Source organism: Agrobacterium sp. 22-214-1, from assembly GCF_053522465.1.
This window is the reverse complement of sequence record NZ_JBNWCK010000001.1, coordinates 292480-308165: the sequence shown is the minus strand read 5'-3', so window position 1 is coordinate 308165 and position 15686 is coordinate 292480. Positions and strand designations below refer to the sequence as shown.

14 protein-coding genes are annotated in these 15686 nt (G+C 60.5%); 2 read left to right on the top strand and 12 right to left on the bottom strand.

The genetic code is table 11. The annotated features are described in order from the left end of the window. Positions 1 to 50: 50 nt before the first annotated feature. From tatC to ACQZ5G_RS01570, 9 genes are all read right to left on the bottom strand, one after another. Positions 51 to 854: a twin-arginine translocase subunit TatC gene (gene tatC, locus ACQZ5G_RS01610; protein ID WP_003522727.1), complete on the bottom strand. Its 804-nt coding sequence runs from the start codon at positions 852 to 854 to the stop codon at positions 51 to 53. After that, positions 851 to 1618 (bottom strand): Sec-independent protein translocase protein TatB, encoded by a 768-nt coding sequence (gene tatB / locus ACQZ5G_RS01605; RefSeq protein ID WP_448736788.1) that lies wholly within the window; start codon positions 1616 to 1618, stop codon positions 851 to 853. Before tatB ends, tatC begins: the two co-directional genes overlap by 4 nt. 157 nt (positions 1619 to 1775) lie before the next feature. Then, positions 1776 to 1982, bottom strand: a complete 207-nt coding sequence (locus ACQZ5G_RS01600; RefSeq protein ID WP_003509722.1) for a twin-arginine translocase TatA/TatE family subunit — start codon at positions 1980 to 1982, stop codon at positions 1776 to 1778. 128 nt (positions 1983 to 2110) lie between these two features. Then, the gene (gene scpB, locus ACQZ5G_RS01595) at positions 2111 to 2845 is read right to left on the bottom strand and encodes an SMC-Scp complex subunit ScpB (protein WP_448736787.1); all 735 of its coding nucleotides are present in this window, start codon (positions 2843 to 2845) and stop codon (positions 2111 to 2113) included. Next, entirely contained in the window at positions 2835 to 3683 is an 849-nt protein-coding gene (locus ACQZ5G_RS01590) for a segregation and condensation protein A (RefSeq protein ID WP_448736786.1), read from the bottom strand. The genes scpB and ACQZ5G_RS01590 overlap by 11 nt, the downstream gene beginning before the upstream one ends. Positions 3684 to 3741: 58 nt before the next feature. Next, on the bottom strand, positions 3742 to 4758 hold the full coding sequence (gene nagZ / locus ACQZ5G_RS01585) for a beta-N-acetylhexosaminidase (protein WP_173999889.1): 1017 nt from the start codon (positions 4756 to 4758) through the stop codon (positions 3742 to 3744). A 247-nt stretch (positions 4759 to 5005) separates the two neighbouring features. Beyond that, entirely contained in the window at positions 5006 to 8029 is a 3024-nt protein-coding gene (locus ACQZ5G_RS01580) for an SPOR domain-containing protein (RefSeq protein ID WP_448736785.1), read from the bottom strand. 66 nt (positions 8030 to 8095) lie between these two features. Continuing rightward, positions 8096 to 9853 (bottom strand): arginine--tRNA ligase, encoded by a 1758-nt coding sequence (gene argS / locus ACQZ5G_RS01575; protein WP_137003631.1) that lies wholly within the window; start codon positions 9851 to 9853, stop codon positions 8096 to 8098. 74 nt (positions 9854 to 9927) lie between these two features. After that, entirely contained in the window at positions 9928 to 11145 is a 1218-nt protein-coding gene (locus ACQZ5G_RS01570; RefSeq protein WP_059760463.1) for a deoxyguanosinetriphosphate triphosphohydrolase, read from the bottom strand. A 215-nt stretch (positions 11146 to 11360) separates the two neighbouring features. Here ACQZ5G_RS01570 and erpA point away from each other — a divergent pair, with 215 nt between their 5' ends. Beyond that, positions 11361 to 11693 (top strand): iron-sulfur cluster insertion protein ErpA, encoded by a 333-nt coding sequence (gene erpA / locus ACQZ5G_RS01565; protein ID WP_003509729.1) that lies wholly within the window; start codon positions 11361 to 11363, stop codon positions 11691 to 11693. A 96-nt stretch (positions 11694 to 11789) separates the two neighbouring features. After that, on the top strand, positions 11790 to 12587 hold the full coding sequence (gene xth, locus ACQZ5G_RS01560; protein WP_174056875.1) for an exodeoxyribonuclease III: 798 nt from the start codon (positions 11790 to 11792) through the stop codon (positions 12585 to 12587). Between the two features lie 42 nt (positions 12588 to 12629). Here the strand turns inward: xth and exoR are convergent, their stop codons facing one another. From exoR to ACQZ5G_RS01545, 3 genes are all read right to left on the bottom strand, one after another. Beyond that, complete coding sequence (gene exoR, locus ACQZ5G_RS01555) at positions 12630 to 13424, bottom strand: exopolysaccharide production regulator ExoR (protein ID WP_003509731.1); 795 nt, start codon at positions 13422 to 13424, stop codon at positions 12630 to 12632. Between the two features lies 1 nt (position 13425). Next, positions 13426 to 13719 carry a hypothetical protein gene (locus ACQZ5G_RS01550; RefSeq protein WP_269832065.1) on the bottom strand — a complete coding sequence of 98 codons (294 nt, stop codon included), beginning with the start codon at positions 13717 to 13719 and terminating at the stop codon, positions 13426 to 13428. 268 nt (positions 13720 to 13987) lie between these two features. After that, positions 13988 to 15271, bottom strand: a complete 1284-nt coding sequence (locus ACQZ5G_RS01545) for an outer membrane protein transport protein (protein WP_137003634.1) — start codon at positions 15269 to 15271, stop codon at positions 13988 to 13990. Positions 15272 to 15686 lie beyond the last annotated feature (415 nt).

Genomic DNA, 15686 nt, shown 5'->3' with positions numbered 1-15686 from the left:
CGTGAGCCCGGCGCGAGGAAATGTCGTGAGCGGCGAGACCTTCAAGAATGTCAGGTCTCCTCCAGCTCCGTGCTTTTGGATTCCGCCGCACGTTTCCTCTCCACGAGTCGAGCCATGTAGATGGAAATCTCGTAGAGAATGATCGCAGGCAGCGCAAGACCGATCTGGGACATGGGATCCGGCGGCGTCAGCACGGCGGCGACCACGAAAGCGAGGACGATCGCGAACTTGCGCTTTTCCCGCAGCCAGTCGCTGGTCAAAAGCCCAACGCGCGCCAGAAGCGTGGTGACCACGGGCAACTGGAACACCAGACCGAAGGAGAGAACCAGCGTCATGATGAGGCTGAGATATTCCGACACCTTCGGCATCAGCGAAATCGCCACCTCGCCGTCCTCGGGCAATTGCTGCATGGCGAGAAAGAACCACATGACCATGGGCGTGAAGAAGAAATAAACGAGCGCCGCACCGATGAGGAAAAGGATCGGCGACGCGATGAGGAACGGCAGGAAGGCCGCCCGTTCGTTCTTATAGAGACCGGGCGCCACGAATTTATAGAGCTGCGAGGCGACCACCGGAAACGAAATCACCATCGCGCCGAACATGGCGACCTTGATCTGCGTGAAGAAGAATTCCTGCGGCGCGGTATAGATCAGCGACGATTTCGTGACATCGAGGCCCGCCCACAGAACCGCCCATTTGTAAGGAATGACGAGCAGGTTGAACAGGTGCTTGGCAACGGCGAAACAGGCGATGAAGGCGACGAAGAACGCGCCGAGCGCCCAGATCAGCCGCGTGCGCAACTCCATGAGATGCTCGATAAGCGGCTGCGGCTTATCCTCGATATCCCCGCTCATGCTTCATCCTTTTTGGGCTTTGCGGCCTTGGTTTTTGCCGTTTTCGCCGGCTTGGTCTCGGCCACGACCGCCTTGTCTGCGGCAGACTTCCTGACGGCAGCCTTTTTGGCGACGGCCTTCACGGTGGGATTGGAAACAGCGGGCTTCGAAACGGTGGGCTCACTGGTTTTCGCGGCGGTTTTCGTCGCCGGAGCGGTTTCGGGCGCTGCCGCCGCAGCCTTGCTGCGGGCGGCGCGTTTGGGCTTGGCGGCAACCGCTTCGGCCTCCACGGTCGCAATCGATTTCGCCCGAGCGCGCTTCGGCTTCTCCTCCGTAGCGACGGCTGCGGCAACCGGCGCGGCGGATGCGGCGACAGCAGGCGGCGCATCCGGCAGCTTCATCTCCGGCTCGGGCACGCTGACCAGCGGCGCAACCGGCTCGCCTGCGACAGGCGCAGGGGTGGAAGACAGGCCGTCCGGCGGGGTGGTCGCCTTCTGCAGATCGGACTTGATCTCATTGCCAAGCTGGCGAAGCGGGTTCATCGCATCGCGCAGCGAATTGGTCGGGTTGAGATTGCGGACATCGGAGATGGTCTGGCGCACATCGTCCATGTCGGCCTCTTTGAGGGCCTCGTCGAACTGGGTGCGGAAATCCCCCGCCATCTTGCGAAGGCCGGCCATCGTCTTGCCGAAAGCGCGGATCATGGGCGGCAAGTCCTTCGGCCCGACGACCACGATCAACACGACCGCAATCACCAGAAGCTCGCTCCAGCCGATATCTAACATCAATATGCTCCCGAGACCCTAGCGCATCGGCCCCGAAAATCGGAATCGATTTTCGACCGGAACGATGCGCAACATACAAGTGGTAGAGCGTCCTTGTGCGTCCGAAAGAACGCACGGCGCTCTAGCGCCAGTCCCACACCAAGCGGCGACAGGCCGCTTACTTGATCTCGTCAGCCTTGTGGTCGACGGTCTTCGTGTTGGCATCGGCCGGCGGCGGCGTCTGGTCTTCGTCAGCCATGCCCTTTTTGAAGCTCTTGATGCCCTTTGCGACATCGCCCATCAATTCCGGGATCTTGCCGCGTCCGAAGAGGACGAGAACGATCACCAGCACGATGAGCCAATGCCACACACTAAAAGAACCCATAACTGAAACTCCTGAATTTCGCTTTCAGACGATGTAAGACGTTTGAAAGGCTTTTTCAAACGACAAATCGTCGCTTCAACAGCGAGTGCGCATAAAGTTTTCGTGGCCCCGCCAACAGGATGGCGATATCAGTCGTCGCCATCGCCGCCGCCCGGCGCTAGCAGGCCCAGTTCCTCGAGATCGAGCTGCGTGATCGGGTCTTCGTCCTCACGCAATTCGTCGCTCATCATCGGCAGAGGAACGCCGAAATTGGAGGGAATGCGGCCCGAAAGCAGCCCTGCCCCCTTCAGCTCCTCGAGGCCCGGCAGATCGCGCAATTCCTCGAGGCCGAAATGGTCGAGAAACTCCACCGTGGTACCGATCGTCACCGGCCTGCCGGGTGTGCGCCTGCGGCCACGGAACCTGACCCAGCCCGCCTCCATCAGCACATCGAGCGTGCCGCGCGAGGTCTGCACGCCGCGGATTTCCTCGATTTCGGCGCGTGTCACCGGTTGATGATATGCGATAATCGCCAGAACTTCCAGCGCCGCGCGCGACAGCTTCTTCGGCTCCTTTTCCTCGGCGCGGATGACGAAGGAAAGATCGCCGGCGGTGCGGAAGGCCCATTGCCCGCCCACCTGCACGAGATTGACGCCCCGCTCCGCATAAAGAATCTTGAGATGCTGCAGAATGGCGACGACATCCATGCCGCGCGGCAGGCGCTCGGCGATGAAAGCCACGGAAACCGGCTCGGACGAGGCAAAGACCAGGGCCTCGGCGATCCGCTCGGCCTCCTTCAACTGGCGCTCGGAAAATACCGTGGGTTCGGGCTCGGCCCCGTCGGCCGCGATGGTGGCCTCGGCGGTCTCATCGTCATTCATCATTGTCAGTCCTTTCGGCATTCACCGCACGGTCGTCTCGTCCACCCTTACGCATATAAATGGGCTGGAAAGCGCCCTCCTGCCGGATTTGCAGCGAGCCCTCGCGCACCAGCTCCAGCGAGGCGGCAAAGGCGCTGGCAATCGCCGTCACCCGCATGGCGGGGTCCGGCACATATTGCAGCAGATATTGATCGAGCACGGTCCATTCACCGACATCGCCAAGCAGATTGGTCAGAAGCTCGCGCGCCTCGACAAGCGACCAGACCTGCCGTTTTTCAATCGTGACCTGGGTAATCGCCTGCCGCTGCCGCAGATTGGCATAGGCGCTCAGGAGATCGTAGAGGTTCGCCTCATAGACCGAGCGGTTGACATGCGGAATATGCTCCGGCGCGCCACGGGCAAAAACATCGCGGCCGAGCTGGGCGCGGTTGACGAGGCGTTCCGCCGCCTCGCGCATCGCTTCCAGGCGTTTTAGCCGGAAAGCGAGCGTCGCGGCCATTTCCTCGCCCGAGGGACCGTCATCCTTCGATTGCTGCGGAATGAGGAGCTTGGATTTGAGGAAGGCGAGCCACGCCGCCATGACGAGATAATCGGCAGCAAGCTCGATGCGCACACGGCGCGCGCTTTCCACGAATTGCAGATATTGTTCGGCAAGCGCCAGCACAGAAATGCGCGACAGATCGACCTTCTGCGTGCGGGCAAGATGCAGCAGCAGATCGAGCGGGCCTTCGAAACCCGCGACATCGATGACCAGCCCGGCCTCGCCCGTCAGCCGCTCCGGCGTCACGTCCTGCCAGAGCTTGTCCATCGGTGTTAAATTGCGAGACTTGTCTGCGGCCATTGTTCCATCCGCCGGGCGTCCGGCCTGTCGTCCCGAGTAACGGGCCGCCGCCCGACTGTCAGGAAACGGCCCACATGGCGTTGAATTCGGCTCTCAGCTCCGCTTCGTCGGAAGGGTCCGCAACGGGGAAACCCGCTTCCACGGCCCGCACCCGCTCCAGCGAACGGCCGGAAAGAACGGGAACCTCCTTCACAACCTGAAGCATTTCACCCATCACACCGTTGCAATGCAAGACTATATCGCAGCCGCCCGCAACAATATTCGCAGCTCTTTCACCGAGCGTGCCCTTCAGCGCATTCATGGAACTGTCGTCGGACATCAGCAGGCCGTCAAATCCGATCCGGCCGCGAATGATGTCCTCGATCACCTTCGGCGAGGTCGTCGCCGGCCGCTCACGGTCGACGGCGTTGAACACCAGATGCGCGCTCATCGCCATCAATTCGCGGTTCAGCGCCCGGAACGGCACGAAATCATGGGCGTCCAGCTCATCGAGCGGCACATCGACGACCGGCAGTTCATGGTGCGAATCCACCATGCCACGGCCATGGCCCGGCATATGTTTCATGACAGGCAGCATGCCGCCCGCCTTCAGCCCGTCGGCCGCCGCCTGCCCCATCTCGGCCACCATGGTCGGGGTATAGCCATAAGCGCGATTGCCGATGACATTGCTGGCGCCTTCCACCGGCACATCGAGCACCGGCAGGCAATCGACATTGATGCCGAATTTCATAAGGTCGAAAGCATGCAGGCGCGACATCAACCAGGCGGCGCGCAGACCCGCCCCCCGGTCGCGCTCATAGATTTCACCGAGAATGCGGGCGTTCGGATAGGCCTGCAGGATCGGCGGCTTGATGCGCTGCACGCGCCCGCCCTCCTGATCGATCAGAACCGGCGCATCTGGCCGCCCGACGGCATCGCGCATGGCGGCGACGAGATCGGTAATCTGCTGCGGCTCGCCGATATTGCGCCCGAACAGGATGAAGCCCCAGGGCTGTTCATCGCGGTAAAGGGCAATCTCGTCGGCAGTCAGCGAAAGCCCGCTGCATCCGAGGATCATAGCTTTGCAATCGGTCATGGTGTCACGCTCGCAGGAAATGGAATGGGAAATGGCCTTGTACCGAAAGGCGTGGGGAGGAGTGTCAAACTCTCCGCCGTCATGCTCGGGCCTGTCCCGAGCATCTGCAACCGACCGGCTGGCGAAACGTTGGCAGATCCTCGGCACAAGGCCGAGGATGACGTCGCGTGTGGGGAAAACCCTTCCCCACCCAAAGAAGGGTTGCCTTAGACGGCAACCCCAATCTTACAAGCCGTATTGGCCTCTATCACCGCGCCACGAGGCAGCTACCGCCGGCCGAGCGGAACTTTTCGCAAAGCGCCACTGCTTCGTTCTTGTCACCCGCCGGGATGCGGACGCGGTAGAACGTGCCCTTGCCGGCGATTTCGGCGGCCTTGATGTCGACGCCGCGTCCACCGATGACCGAGCCGAACTTGGCCGACATGTTCTGGTAGGACTTCTGGGCTTCCGCCTGGCTCGGCAGCGAGGCGATCTGGATGTAGTAGCCACCGGCGGAAGGTGTGCTGGTCGCTGCCGGCGTCGCGGCTGCCGTCTGCTGCTGCGCGGCCTGCGGCTGCGCCGGAGCGGTGGCGGGGCGGACATTGCCCTGGTTGGTCACCGTTGCCACCACATTGGCGGGCTGCGAGGACGGACGCGCCGCAGGAAGCGGTGCTGCTGCCTGCGCTGCCGGCTTGGCAGCGGCGGCAGGCGTATTTGCCTGCGGCTGAGCCTGTTCCGGCGCGACCGGAACCCGCGATGCGGCGATGACGGCGGGAGCGCCCTCACCGGGCTTGGCGGTCTGCGGCGCTGCAAGCTCCTCGACCTTGTCGGCCTTCGGCGGCTGGGCTGCCGGCACCTCGACTTCCTGGGCAACCAGCGTGCCGTCAGGCTTGACGATCATGGTGCGGACCTTGCGCGGCGAAACGCCGGTTGCAGCCGAACCTTCGGTCTGTGCGGCCTTTTCTTCCGGCGAAAGCAGGCGCGGATCCTCGGTCTCGCCAACCGGCGTGCCGGCGGCTTCCACATCCGCGTCGTTTTCGCCTTCCAGCGGCAACTGTTCGGGGATCAGCGTGCGCTGAACCACATCCACCGGCTGCTCGTTGCTGGAAATCAGCGCCGGCTGCTTCGGATCGGCAGCGCTGCCACCGGCCACGCGGTCATAAACCGCCTTGTCCTGGTTCGGCACAACGCGACCGCCCGGATTTTCCGGCACGACCTTCATCGGATCGTTATCGGCGGAGATGATGACCGGCGCGCCATTGGAACCGGTGCTGGACGAACCGCCGGAGACCAGCGCGTAAACGCCGCCACCGATCAGCACCAGACCGATTGCAGCGGCAACCGGCATGATCCAGCGGCGACCGCCGCGTTCATCTTCCTCACGATAGGCCGCCTGATGGTCGACATAGGTGTTTTCGGCATCGCGCGGGGCGCTGCCACGGGAAGCCGCAGCCTCCTGCATGGAGCGGCGGAAATCCTCTTCCAGCGCCCGTTCGAATTCATCGGCCTCTTCCGGAGCCTGAACAGGACGCGCCTGGGCGGCGCCGCGATTTTCCGCATGTTTGTGACGGTCGAGACCACCGGCGACAGCAGGCGCAAACAGCGTCGCAAGCTCGGTATCGATATCGAGATCTTCCTCGTGACGGCGCGCGGCCGGCTTGGGTTCAAAAACCCCGACCGGCAGTTCCGGCACATCCATTTCGACGATGGTTTCCGGATGTTCTTCCGTCTCGCCGATCTGCGAAGGATCGAAAGGCAGGCTTTCCAGCGTCTGCGGTGCCGCCGGCTGCGGTGCTGCGGCAGCTGGACGCGGCTGAACCGCAGCAGCGGCCACCGGTGCCACGGCGGCAACGGGAGCCGGGCGCGGCTGAGGTGCCGGCTGTTCCCTCACCGGCTGCGGCGCAACGGCAGCAGCGGCAACAGGAGCGGCCGGCGGCTGGCGAACGGGCTGCGGTGCGGGCGCAGGCGCAACTTCCGCCTCGGCAATTTCAGACAGGTCCAGATCAAGATCGAGATCGTCGAGCGCAAGCTCGAAATCATCGTCGTTGAAGCCGGCGAAATCCGTGAAATCAAGTTCTTCAGCGGGTACTGCGGGCGCAGCAGCGGCAATCGGCGCTGCCTTCACCGGCGCGGCGGCAACCACGGGCGGCTCTACCTTCGCAGCCTGCGCAGCGGGAACGTCCTGCACCAGCGGTGTTTCGCCGCGACCGGGAATGGAATATTTCGCGACGTCGTAAATCAGCTCGTCCATCGGCGAGAGATGTTTCGCTGCCGGCTTCCCGGCAGCCTCGAACGCCAGAGGCTCTGCGGCAGGCGCAAAGGTCTCGGCGACCGGAGGCATAAAGGACGGCGCGGTCTCTTCCGCCTGCACGACGGCAGGCGCGGCTTCGACCTGCGGCTCGATACGGGCTGCGGCAGGCTGCTGTTCGGAACGCGGCTCGACCCGCTTCGGATCGGCGGCCGAAACATCCCGGCGCGCGCCGAAATTGGCGAGCGGCAGCCGCAGGCTGGAAAATTCCAGCGAAGAACGGCCGCCATGCGATGGCGGACGCACGGAAACCGGTGCGGGCGCCTCCTCGGCGACAGCTATTTCCACCTCATCGGCGAGATCGAAAGCCTGCGGCTCCGGCGCATAGGAATGAACATCGGCGTGAATGTTGCTCGAAACATCGGCCGGAAGCTCCGGCATCGTGTGCCATTCTGGCTCTACGGGTTCTGCGGCCTGCGGTTCTTCCCATGCCACCTGCTGGGCGGCGGGCTGGTAAACCATCGGCTCGGCGGGACGCGACTGGCGCGAATGCACATCGAAAACTTCCGCCACCGCGGAGGCATCGTCGCGGAAATCCGCGCGAATGTCCTGCGTGGTCGTTTCGACATAGTTGTGAATATAGGCCTGATCGACCTCGGGAAGCGGCTCTTCCCTCACCTCCGGTGCGGATGCGGCCACGGGCGCGGGTTCATCCGCCGGCGCAAGCTCGGGCTCGCGTCGGGCGAAAACCGATTCGACACGCTGCATGAAATCGTTGGGGTGGATGCCCGCACGGACATCGTTTGCCGGATCAAGAACGACCGGATCGGCGTGCGGTGCGTCGTAAACCTCGAATTCCCTCAGAAGCTCATCTTCGAGATTGAATTCGGGTTCGCGGCGGGTCACCGATGGCGCAGCCTCGGAACCCGCATGCGAAGGACGATCTTCGAAGCCGACGATACGCGCCAGTTCTGCCAGAGGATCGTTGTCAGCGAACCCTTCGGACCGGGCGTCCCGGTTATACGCGACATTTTTTTCGACCATTACGTGTTCCACCATCTACGCATTGCAGCTCTTGCCAGCGTATTGTGAGCAAATAATGGTGATATGTTATCGCATTTCAGCAGGTGCGTCCGCTCCTAAAAGCGTAAGGCCGGACCTCAAAACATTTGCGACAGCATTCACCAGCCCAAGTCTGGCAATGCTCAATTCTCGGTTTTTATCGTTAATAAAACGTAATTCCGGCTGGTCTTTACCCTTGTTCCAGTGTCCATGGAAGGAACTGGCGAGATCGTAGAGGTAAAAAGCAAGCCGGTGCGGCTCGTGCGAAAGGGCCGCCGATTCGATCAGGCGCGGATATTCCGCAAGCTTTGCAACCAGCTGCAACTCATTGATATCGCTAATCAAAGCAACAGAGGCCGCCATCTCCTCAGCCGAAGGAGAAAGCCCCGGAAATGCTTCCTGCGCCTGCCGGAAGATCGACATCGAACGGGCATGCGCATATTGCACGTAAAAAACCGGATTATCCTTCGATTGTTCGGTCACTTTCGCGAAATCGAAGTCCAGCGGCTCGGAATTCTTCCGATAAAGCATCATGAATCGCACCGGATCGCGACCCACTTCGTCGACAACATCGCGCAGCGTGACGAAGTCACCGGAGCGCTTCGACATCTTCACCGGCTCGCCGTCACGGAACAGCTTGACGAGCTGGCACAGAAGCACCGTCAGTTTCGACTTGCCTTCGGAGACGGCCCGCGCAACCGCTTCCAGCCGCTTCACGTAGCCGCCATGGTCGGCGCCGAGCACATAGATCATCTCGGAAAAACCGCGATCGAACTTGTTCTTGAAATAAGCGACGTCGGCCGCGAAGTAGGTGTAGGAACCGTCCGACTTCATCAGCGCCCGGTCCATATCGTCGCCCACCTCGGTGGAGCGGAACAGCGTCTGTTCGCGGTCTTCCCAGTCTTCCGGCAATTCGCCCTTCGGCGGCGGCAGGGTGCCCTTGTAGACATGGCCCTTGAAAGTCAGATCATTGATGGCCGAGAGGATCGGGCCGCCATTGCCCTCATGCAGCGTGCGCTCCGAGAAGAACACGTCGTGCCGGACGTTGAGCAGCGCCAGATCCTCGCGGATCATCGCCATCATCGCATCGATCGCCTTGTCCTTGACGATCGGCATCCACTTTTCCTCGGGCATGGCGCGCAGCTTGATGCCATATTCATCCGCCAGCGCCTGGCCGACGGGAACGAGATAGTCGCCGGGATAAAGACCGGACGGAATGGTGCCGATATCTTCGCCAAGCGCCTCGCGGTAACGCAGGAACACCGAACGGGCCAGCACATCGATCTGCGAGCCGGCATCGTTGATGTAATATTCCTTGGTAACGCCATAACCGGCAAAAGCGAGCAGGTTCGCCAGCGTGTCGCCCACGACGGCGCCACGGCAATGGCCGACATGCATCGGGCCTGTCGGATTGGCGGAAACATATTCGACGTTGATCTTTTGGCCGGAACCGATGGTGGAGCGGCCGAAATCGACGCCCTGCCCGATCATGTCGGCGAGAAGACGCTGCCAGTAACCGACCGAAACCTTGAGATTGATGAAGCCCGGACCCGCAACATTGACGCTGTCCACATCACCATCGGCCTGAAGAGCCGGTACGATGAGTTCTGCCAGCGCGCGCGGATTGGTGCCGAGCGGCTTCGCCAGCACCATGGCGGCATTGGTTGCGACATCGCCGTGGCTGAGATCGCGCGGGGATTCGACGGTAATTCGACTGAAATCGACCTTTTCGCGGTTCTCTTTCACGAGGTCGAGCGTCTCGAGCGCGTTTTTGATCCTGGTATCGAAATCGGCAAAAATGTTCATCGTTCCAACCTGCGCGAAGGGCTTCTGTTCATGTCCGGTATTTTAGCCGGTCGGCTTCGCGATCGCCCGCTGCCCTATCGCAAATCGGGGGTGTGGTCAAACAGCCGCTGGTGGGCGCGCAGTGCATAACTGTCGGTCATGCCGGCCAGATAGTCGCCCACATGCCGGGCTTTTGCGGCCACGCTCATGCCGGAAATGCTATCCACCCAGTAGTGGCTCTGCATTTCCGCCGGCGTTTCCATATAACGGTGGAAAAGGTCGGTGACGATCTGTGTCGCGCCGGCGCGGATGCGCATGATTTCCGGATGCCGGTAGATATGGCCGAACAGCAGTTTCTTGATCTGCCGGTCGGTCTCGGCCATTTCCGGCGAGAAGGTCGCAACGGTAAAATCGGCAGCGCGGATATCCGCCGCACTCTTCGGCTTCAGACGGGCGAGATTCTGCTGCGCAACGCCGATAACATCTTCCACCATATGGGTGATCTGCCGGCGCATGATCTCATTGGCGAAACGCTCCTTGTCGAGCACGGGATATTTCGCCCGCACCTCGGCCATCAGGCCGCCGAGGAACGGCACCTCCTCCAGCATCTCGAAGGTGAGATATCCGGCGCGCAACCCGTCATCGATGTCGTGGGTATTGTAGGCGATGTCATCGGCAATCGCCGCCACCTGCGCCTCGAGGCTGGCATAACTGCCGATTTCCAGATCCTGCAGCTCGCAATATTCGAGAATGGGCAGCGGAACCGGTCCCTTGATCCCCTCGCCCTTCGCATTCACCAGCGGTCCATTGTGCTTGACCAGCCCTTCGAGCGTTTCCCAGGTCAGGTTGATGCCGTCATATTCGGCGTAACGGCGCTCAAGCTTGGTGACGATGCGCAGCGACTGGGCGTTATGATCGAAGCCGCCATAGGGCAGCAGCACCGCATCCAGCGCGTCCTCGCCGGTATGGCCGAAGGGCGTGTGGCCGAAATCATGCACCAGCGCCACGCCCTCGGCCAGATCCTCATCGAGCTTCAGCGCGCGGGCGAGCGCCCGGGCGATCTGCGCCACCTCAATGGTGTGGGTGAGACGCGTGCGATAATGGTCGCCGTCAGGGCTGATGAACACCTGCGTCTTATGCTTCAGGCGGCGAAAGGCTGTCGTGTGGACGATGCGATCGCGGTCGCGCTGGAACTCCGAGCGCGTCAGGCTTCCGGTTTCGGGAAAAAGACGCCCGCGCGTGGTCCATGGATCCGAGGCGAAAACCGCCCTCTCGCCGCTTCCGAAACCCAATGCGCGCTGGTCTATGATCATGCATCCACCTGTTGTCTTCTCCAGCCGGGACTTCCTTTTGGTCTCGGCCATTGACCTTTTCATTCACCCTTCATACCTATCGCAGAGGTCCGCGCAAAGCATCATCGCCGCGTTGACCGTCTTCACACAGGCTATAGACCGTTAATTTGACCGGTTTATAATGGTGACCACGAGATTATTGCTCTCCGGTTCTTGACCCCGGCAGGAGAAACGACATGGAAAACAGCGACATTACCCTTTCTGAAGCTGCGGCGAAGCGAATCGCCCAGATCGTCGCGGCCGATGCCGGCAAACAGGCGCTGCGCGTCTCGGTGGAAGGCGGCGGCTGCTCGGGCTTCTCCTACAAGTTCGATCTGGCCGAAGACAAAGCCGATGACGACATCGTGATTGCCCGCGGCGACGCCAAGGTGCTGATCGACAGCCTCTCGGTCGTCTATATGGCCGGCTCCGAAATCGACTTCGTCGACAATCTGCTTGGGCAGTCGTTCCAGATCAAGAACCCGAATGCGGTGGCTAGCTGTGGCTGTGGCACGAGCTTCTCGATCTGACATCATCTTTCCACCACATCCACAGGGCCGTTTTCCAAAAACGGTGGCAATCGCTTTTGCATCGGGTAAAAGTACCCTCGCAAAAGGGAAACTCCGATGAAGATTGCCACCTGGAACATCAACGGCGTCAAGGCGCGTATCGAAAACCTCTGCCAGTGGCTGAAGGATTCATCGCCCGATATCGTCTGCCTTCAGGAAATCAAATCGGTCGACGAGGGTTTTCCCCGGCTGGAGCTGGAGGCGCTCGGCTATCACGTCGAGACCCATGGCCAGAAGGGCTTCAACGGTGTCGCCCTGCTCTCGAAGGTCAAGCCCGACGAGGTCAATCGCGGCCTGCCGGGTGACGATGCCGATGAACAGGCGCGTTTCATCGAAGGCGTGTTTTCCGTCGATGGTGGCGCGATCCGCGTCTGCTCGCTTTACCTGCCGAACGGCAATCCGCCGGACGATCCGGTGAAATATCCCTATAAGCTTGCCTGGATGGAACGGCTGCGGCATTTTGCCGAAGATCGCCTCGCGCTCGAGGAGCCGCTGATCCTTGCGGGCGACTATAACGTCATTCCCGAACCCTTCGATTGCCACGACCCCCGTGTCTGGGAAGGCGACGCCCTGTTCCTGCCGAAAACACGCGCAGCCTTCCGCAGGCTGGAGAATCTCGGTTTCACCGATGCCGCGCGTGCGACGACGGATGAAGCAGGACTTTATTCCTTCTGGGATTATCAGGCCGGGGCATGGCCGAAAAACAACGGCATCCGCATCGATCATCTGATGCTGTCAGCGGAAGCGGCCGACAGGCTGCAATCCGTCAGCATCGAAAAACATGTGCGAGCCTGGGAAAAACCGTCCGACCATGTGCCGGTCTGCGGTTATTTCGATTTCAGTCCGGTCGGCTGAGCCACTCCTGGCGGGTGGATAAAACCACCCCGATCAGCACCCTCAATCCGGATCGTTGAACTGCATGTTCTGCGCCATGGCGATGGCGGCGCGGCGATCGTTCTCACCGGCGAGCGAAAAAGCCTGCTCCTGCAGGTTCTGTATCCAGGTGCAGTCCGCCGCCGTGCACTTGTCGAGCGCCGCCGTCATGAAGGCCAGCCCCTGCGTCGTCTGGCCTTCCTGGAAGATCAGGTTGCCGAAAATCGACATGGCGCCGGCATGGCCGTGCTTGCGGGCCTGGTTGAGCCACTTCTTGGCCTGCTGCACATCGGCGCGGCCGCCCTCGCCGGCGAGAATCATCTCCGCCAGACGGAACTGCGCCTCAGCGACGCCAAAGGTGGAAGCAACCTGGAAATAAAGCTGGCGGGCCTGCGACAGGTCCATCTTCACCGGGCTGCCGGGAATGCCGTGACGGTAATAATCGGCAAGGGAAAGCAGCGCATTGACGAAAAAGCCGGTATCTTCCGAACCCGGTTCCACGCCCTGATTGGCGATTTCGCTGTAGATCTTGAAAGCTTCGAAGTCGTTCTTGGCGACGCCATCGCCATAGGCATACATATTGGCAAGCGCCCAGCGCGAGCCGGTATGGCCCTTTTCAGCCGCGTAGCGATAGGCCTCGACGGCTTCGCCCTTATTGCCGTTCTTGTAGGCCTTGAAGCCGAACTTGAACAGGTCGAAGGGGCCGGATTCCTTGGTCACGCCCGCATTGATGTCAAAAGCCGCAGCAGGCATTGCGAGCGACGCAAGCAACATGCCCATGAGGAGCGGCTTTAAAACGTTGGCTTCACATTTCAGCATTTCAGCGAACTTCTCTCACTCTTCCCGGCATATAGCCAATACTTGCGGAATACTGCAAAGCCGAACCCCGCCGGGTCGCGATTTTTCGAACACACTGCGTCTTTCCGGCAGCACTTTCCAGCGCACCACCGGTGGTCTTTTGCGGCAAATGCCCTAATTTTCCAGTGAGACAGATATAGGCATAATTTCCGGCAATATAACGGCATTTCACCGTCCACCGGTCAGCGCCAAACAAGAAAGCCGGATGAAATTCCCGTATTACTTGCTTAAACCCTGAATCCAAACCCGTTTTCACTTTCCGGCCTTGCGCACCACCACATCAAACGCCTGCATGTTCTTCCATTCCCGCGTCCCTAAACATAAGCCAAGCACCCTGTTTGTGGCGGGAAATGGACAGATATGCTCACATTCCAACGCGACCACACGCTTGCAGAAAAGTGTTGCCAAATCGTCACAAAACTTTCGGGCTAGAAAATTTTATCGAGCAGGAATCATAGTCGCGCATGAAAAAAGGCCCGGTTGGTAAACCGGACCTTTATTTTAGCATTTACGGAAGGATGATGTCAGAACTTGACCTTCACGCCGGTCGAGATGGCTGCAACGACATCGCTGCCGAAGCTATAGCCAGCCTCGTCGCCGCAGGTCGCGGTGCCGACGTTGCTGCAGCGGCCGCCGCTGATCGAGGATTCACCCGAGGTCAGCAGGCCGACAGCGCCGGCGATCTTGAACTCGACGTTCGGCGTGGGCGAATAAACGAGCTGGGTGCCGACCATCCAGGTATCGGTCTGCGTGCCGATAACCGTCGATGTGCCGCGATCCCAGGTCAGGCTGACGGCGCCGCTCCACTGGTCGTTGAACTTGTGGCCGATACCGCCGGTAACCGTCCAGCCGTCACGATAATAAAGATCGAGGGTGGTGAGCGAGGTGACGCCCGCAATACAGGACGGAACACCGACCTGGCAGAAAGGCACGACCTGGATCTGGCTCCAGTCCGTCCACTTGACCGAACCGAAAGCGAGCCAGTTCGGCGCAATACCGGACTGCACCTTGAGTTCCAGGCTATCAGGCATGGAAACCGAGCCATAAACCGGGGTAACCTTGCCGCCGTAAGCGATGAGAGCCGGGCTGCCGGCTGCCGGAAGGCTTCTGAGGTCGACCGTACCGTTCAGATCGTGATCGACCGCGCTGTTATAAACGAGGCTCGTGCGGAAAGCGATTTCCGGTATCTCATAAGCGATACCTGCGCGCCATCCCCAGCCGTCGCCTTCCATATCGAGCTTGCCGACGCCGGAATAAAGGGAAGGATAAGCCGGACCGAGCGCCGTCGGGGAAACCACCTGGCGGTATTTATAGCCGCTGACTTCCTGATAGAAGCCGCCGCCGATGATCGAGAAATCGCCCTTGCCGAGATCGAACTTCACGCGGCAGGTGGTGGCGTAGTTATGCGACTTGACCTTGGTTTCGATATTGTAGCTCGATCCCTGCCAGATGCCGGGGTTCAGATCCGCGCCCCAGGGCTGCGAATAGTCGAACATGCAGTCGCCGAAATCGCCGATGGCCGCCTTGGCGCCAACGCGCGTCGACCAGTAGTTTTCAGAATCGTCGGCGGTGGTCGACCAGGAACCGGGCAGCGGACCGCCGCTCTTCAGCGGATTGTCGCGCGCATTCTCCACCTTGCGCTGCGGCGCGACGAAAGTGGCGGAACTGTCGAGAACGTAGTCGGACGGATCGAACAGCAGATCGATATTATAGCCGCCGCGCTCAAGGCCACTCGCCAGTGAGGGCGTTACCGCCGCGATGCTGACTGCGAAACATACCGCGCCGCGAAAAATTGCAGTTTTTGCCATCTCTCTCCCCAATCAAGGCAATGTGATCATCAAAAGAGTGAAGCGCTTCGCAGCAAATGACAATCTGCCGCACTCTGGCACAGTTCTGCGACACTTCTCCATTTTTTACGTAAGAATTTCATGTCGATCCCCTTGCATAATCATTTTAGGTTATTTTTCTAATCCAATTGAAGCAATCAGACATAAAATGAAACAAATTCCCACTTGAGGCAGGAATTGTCGCTAAATAACCACACTCACGGGTTTCCCGAGGAAACGCGCTTATCAGGCCGTTTTTGTTGGATTTTTCGGCTGTTTCAGAGGTTTTTGACCGGACATGGCGTGAAATAATCGCTCTTTCGGGTGCGCCATGATTCGCCATTGCAGTGCAGCAATCAATCGAGACGAATTGTTACACCGAAACAAAAAACGCCCC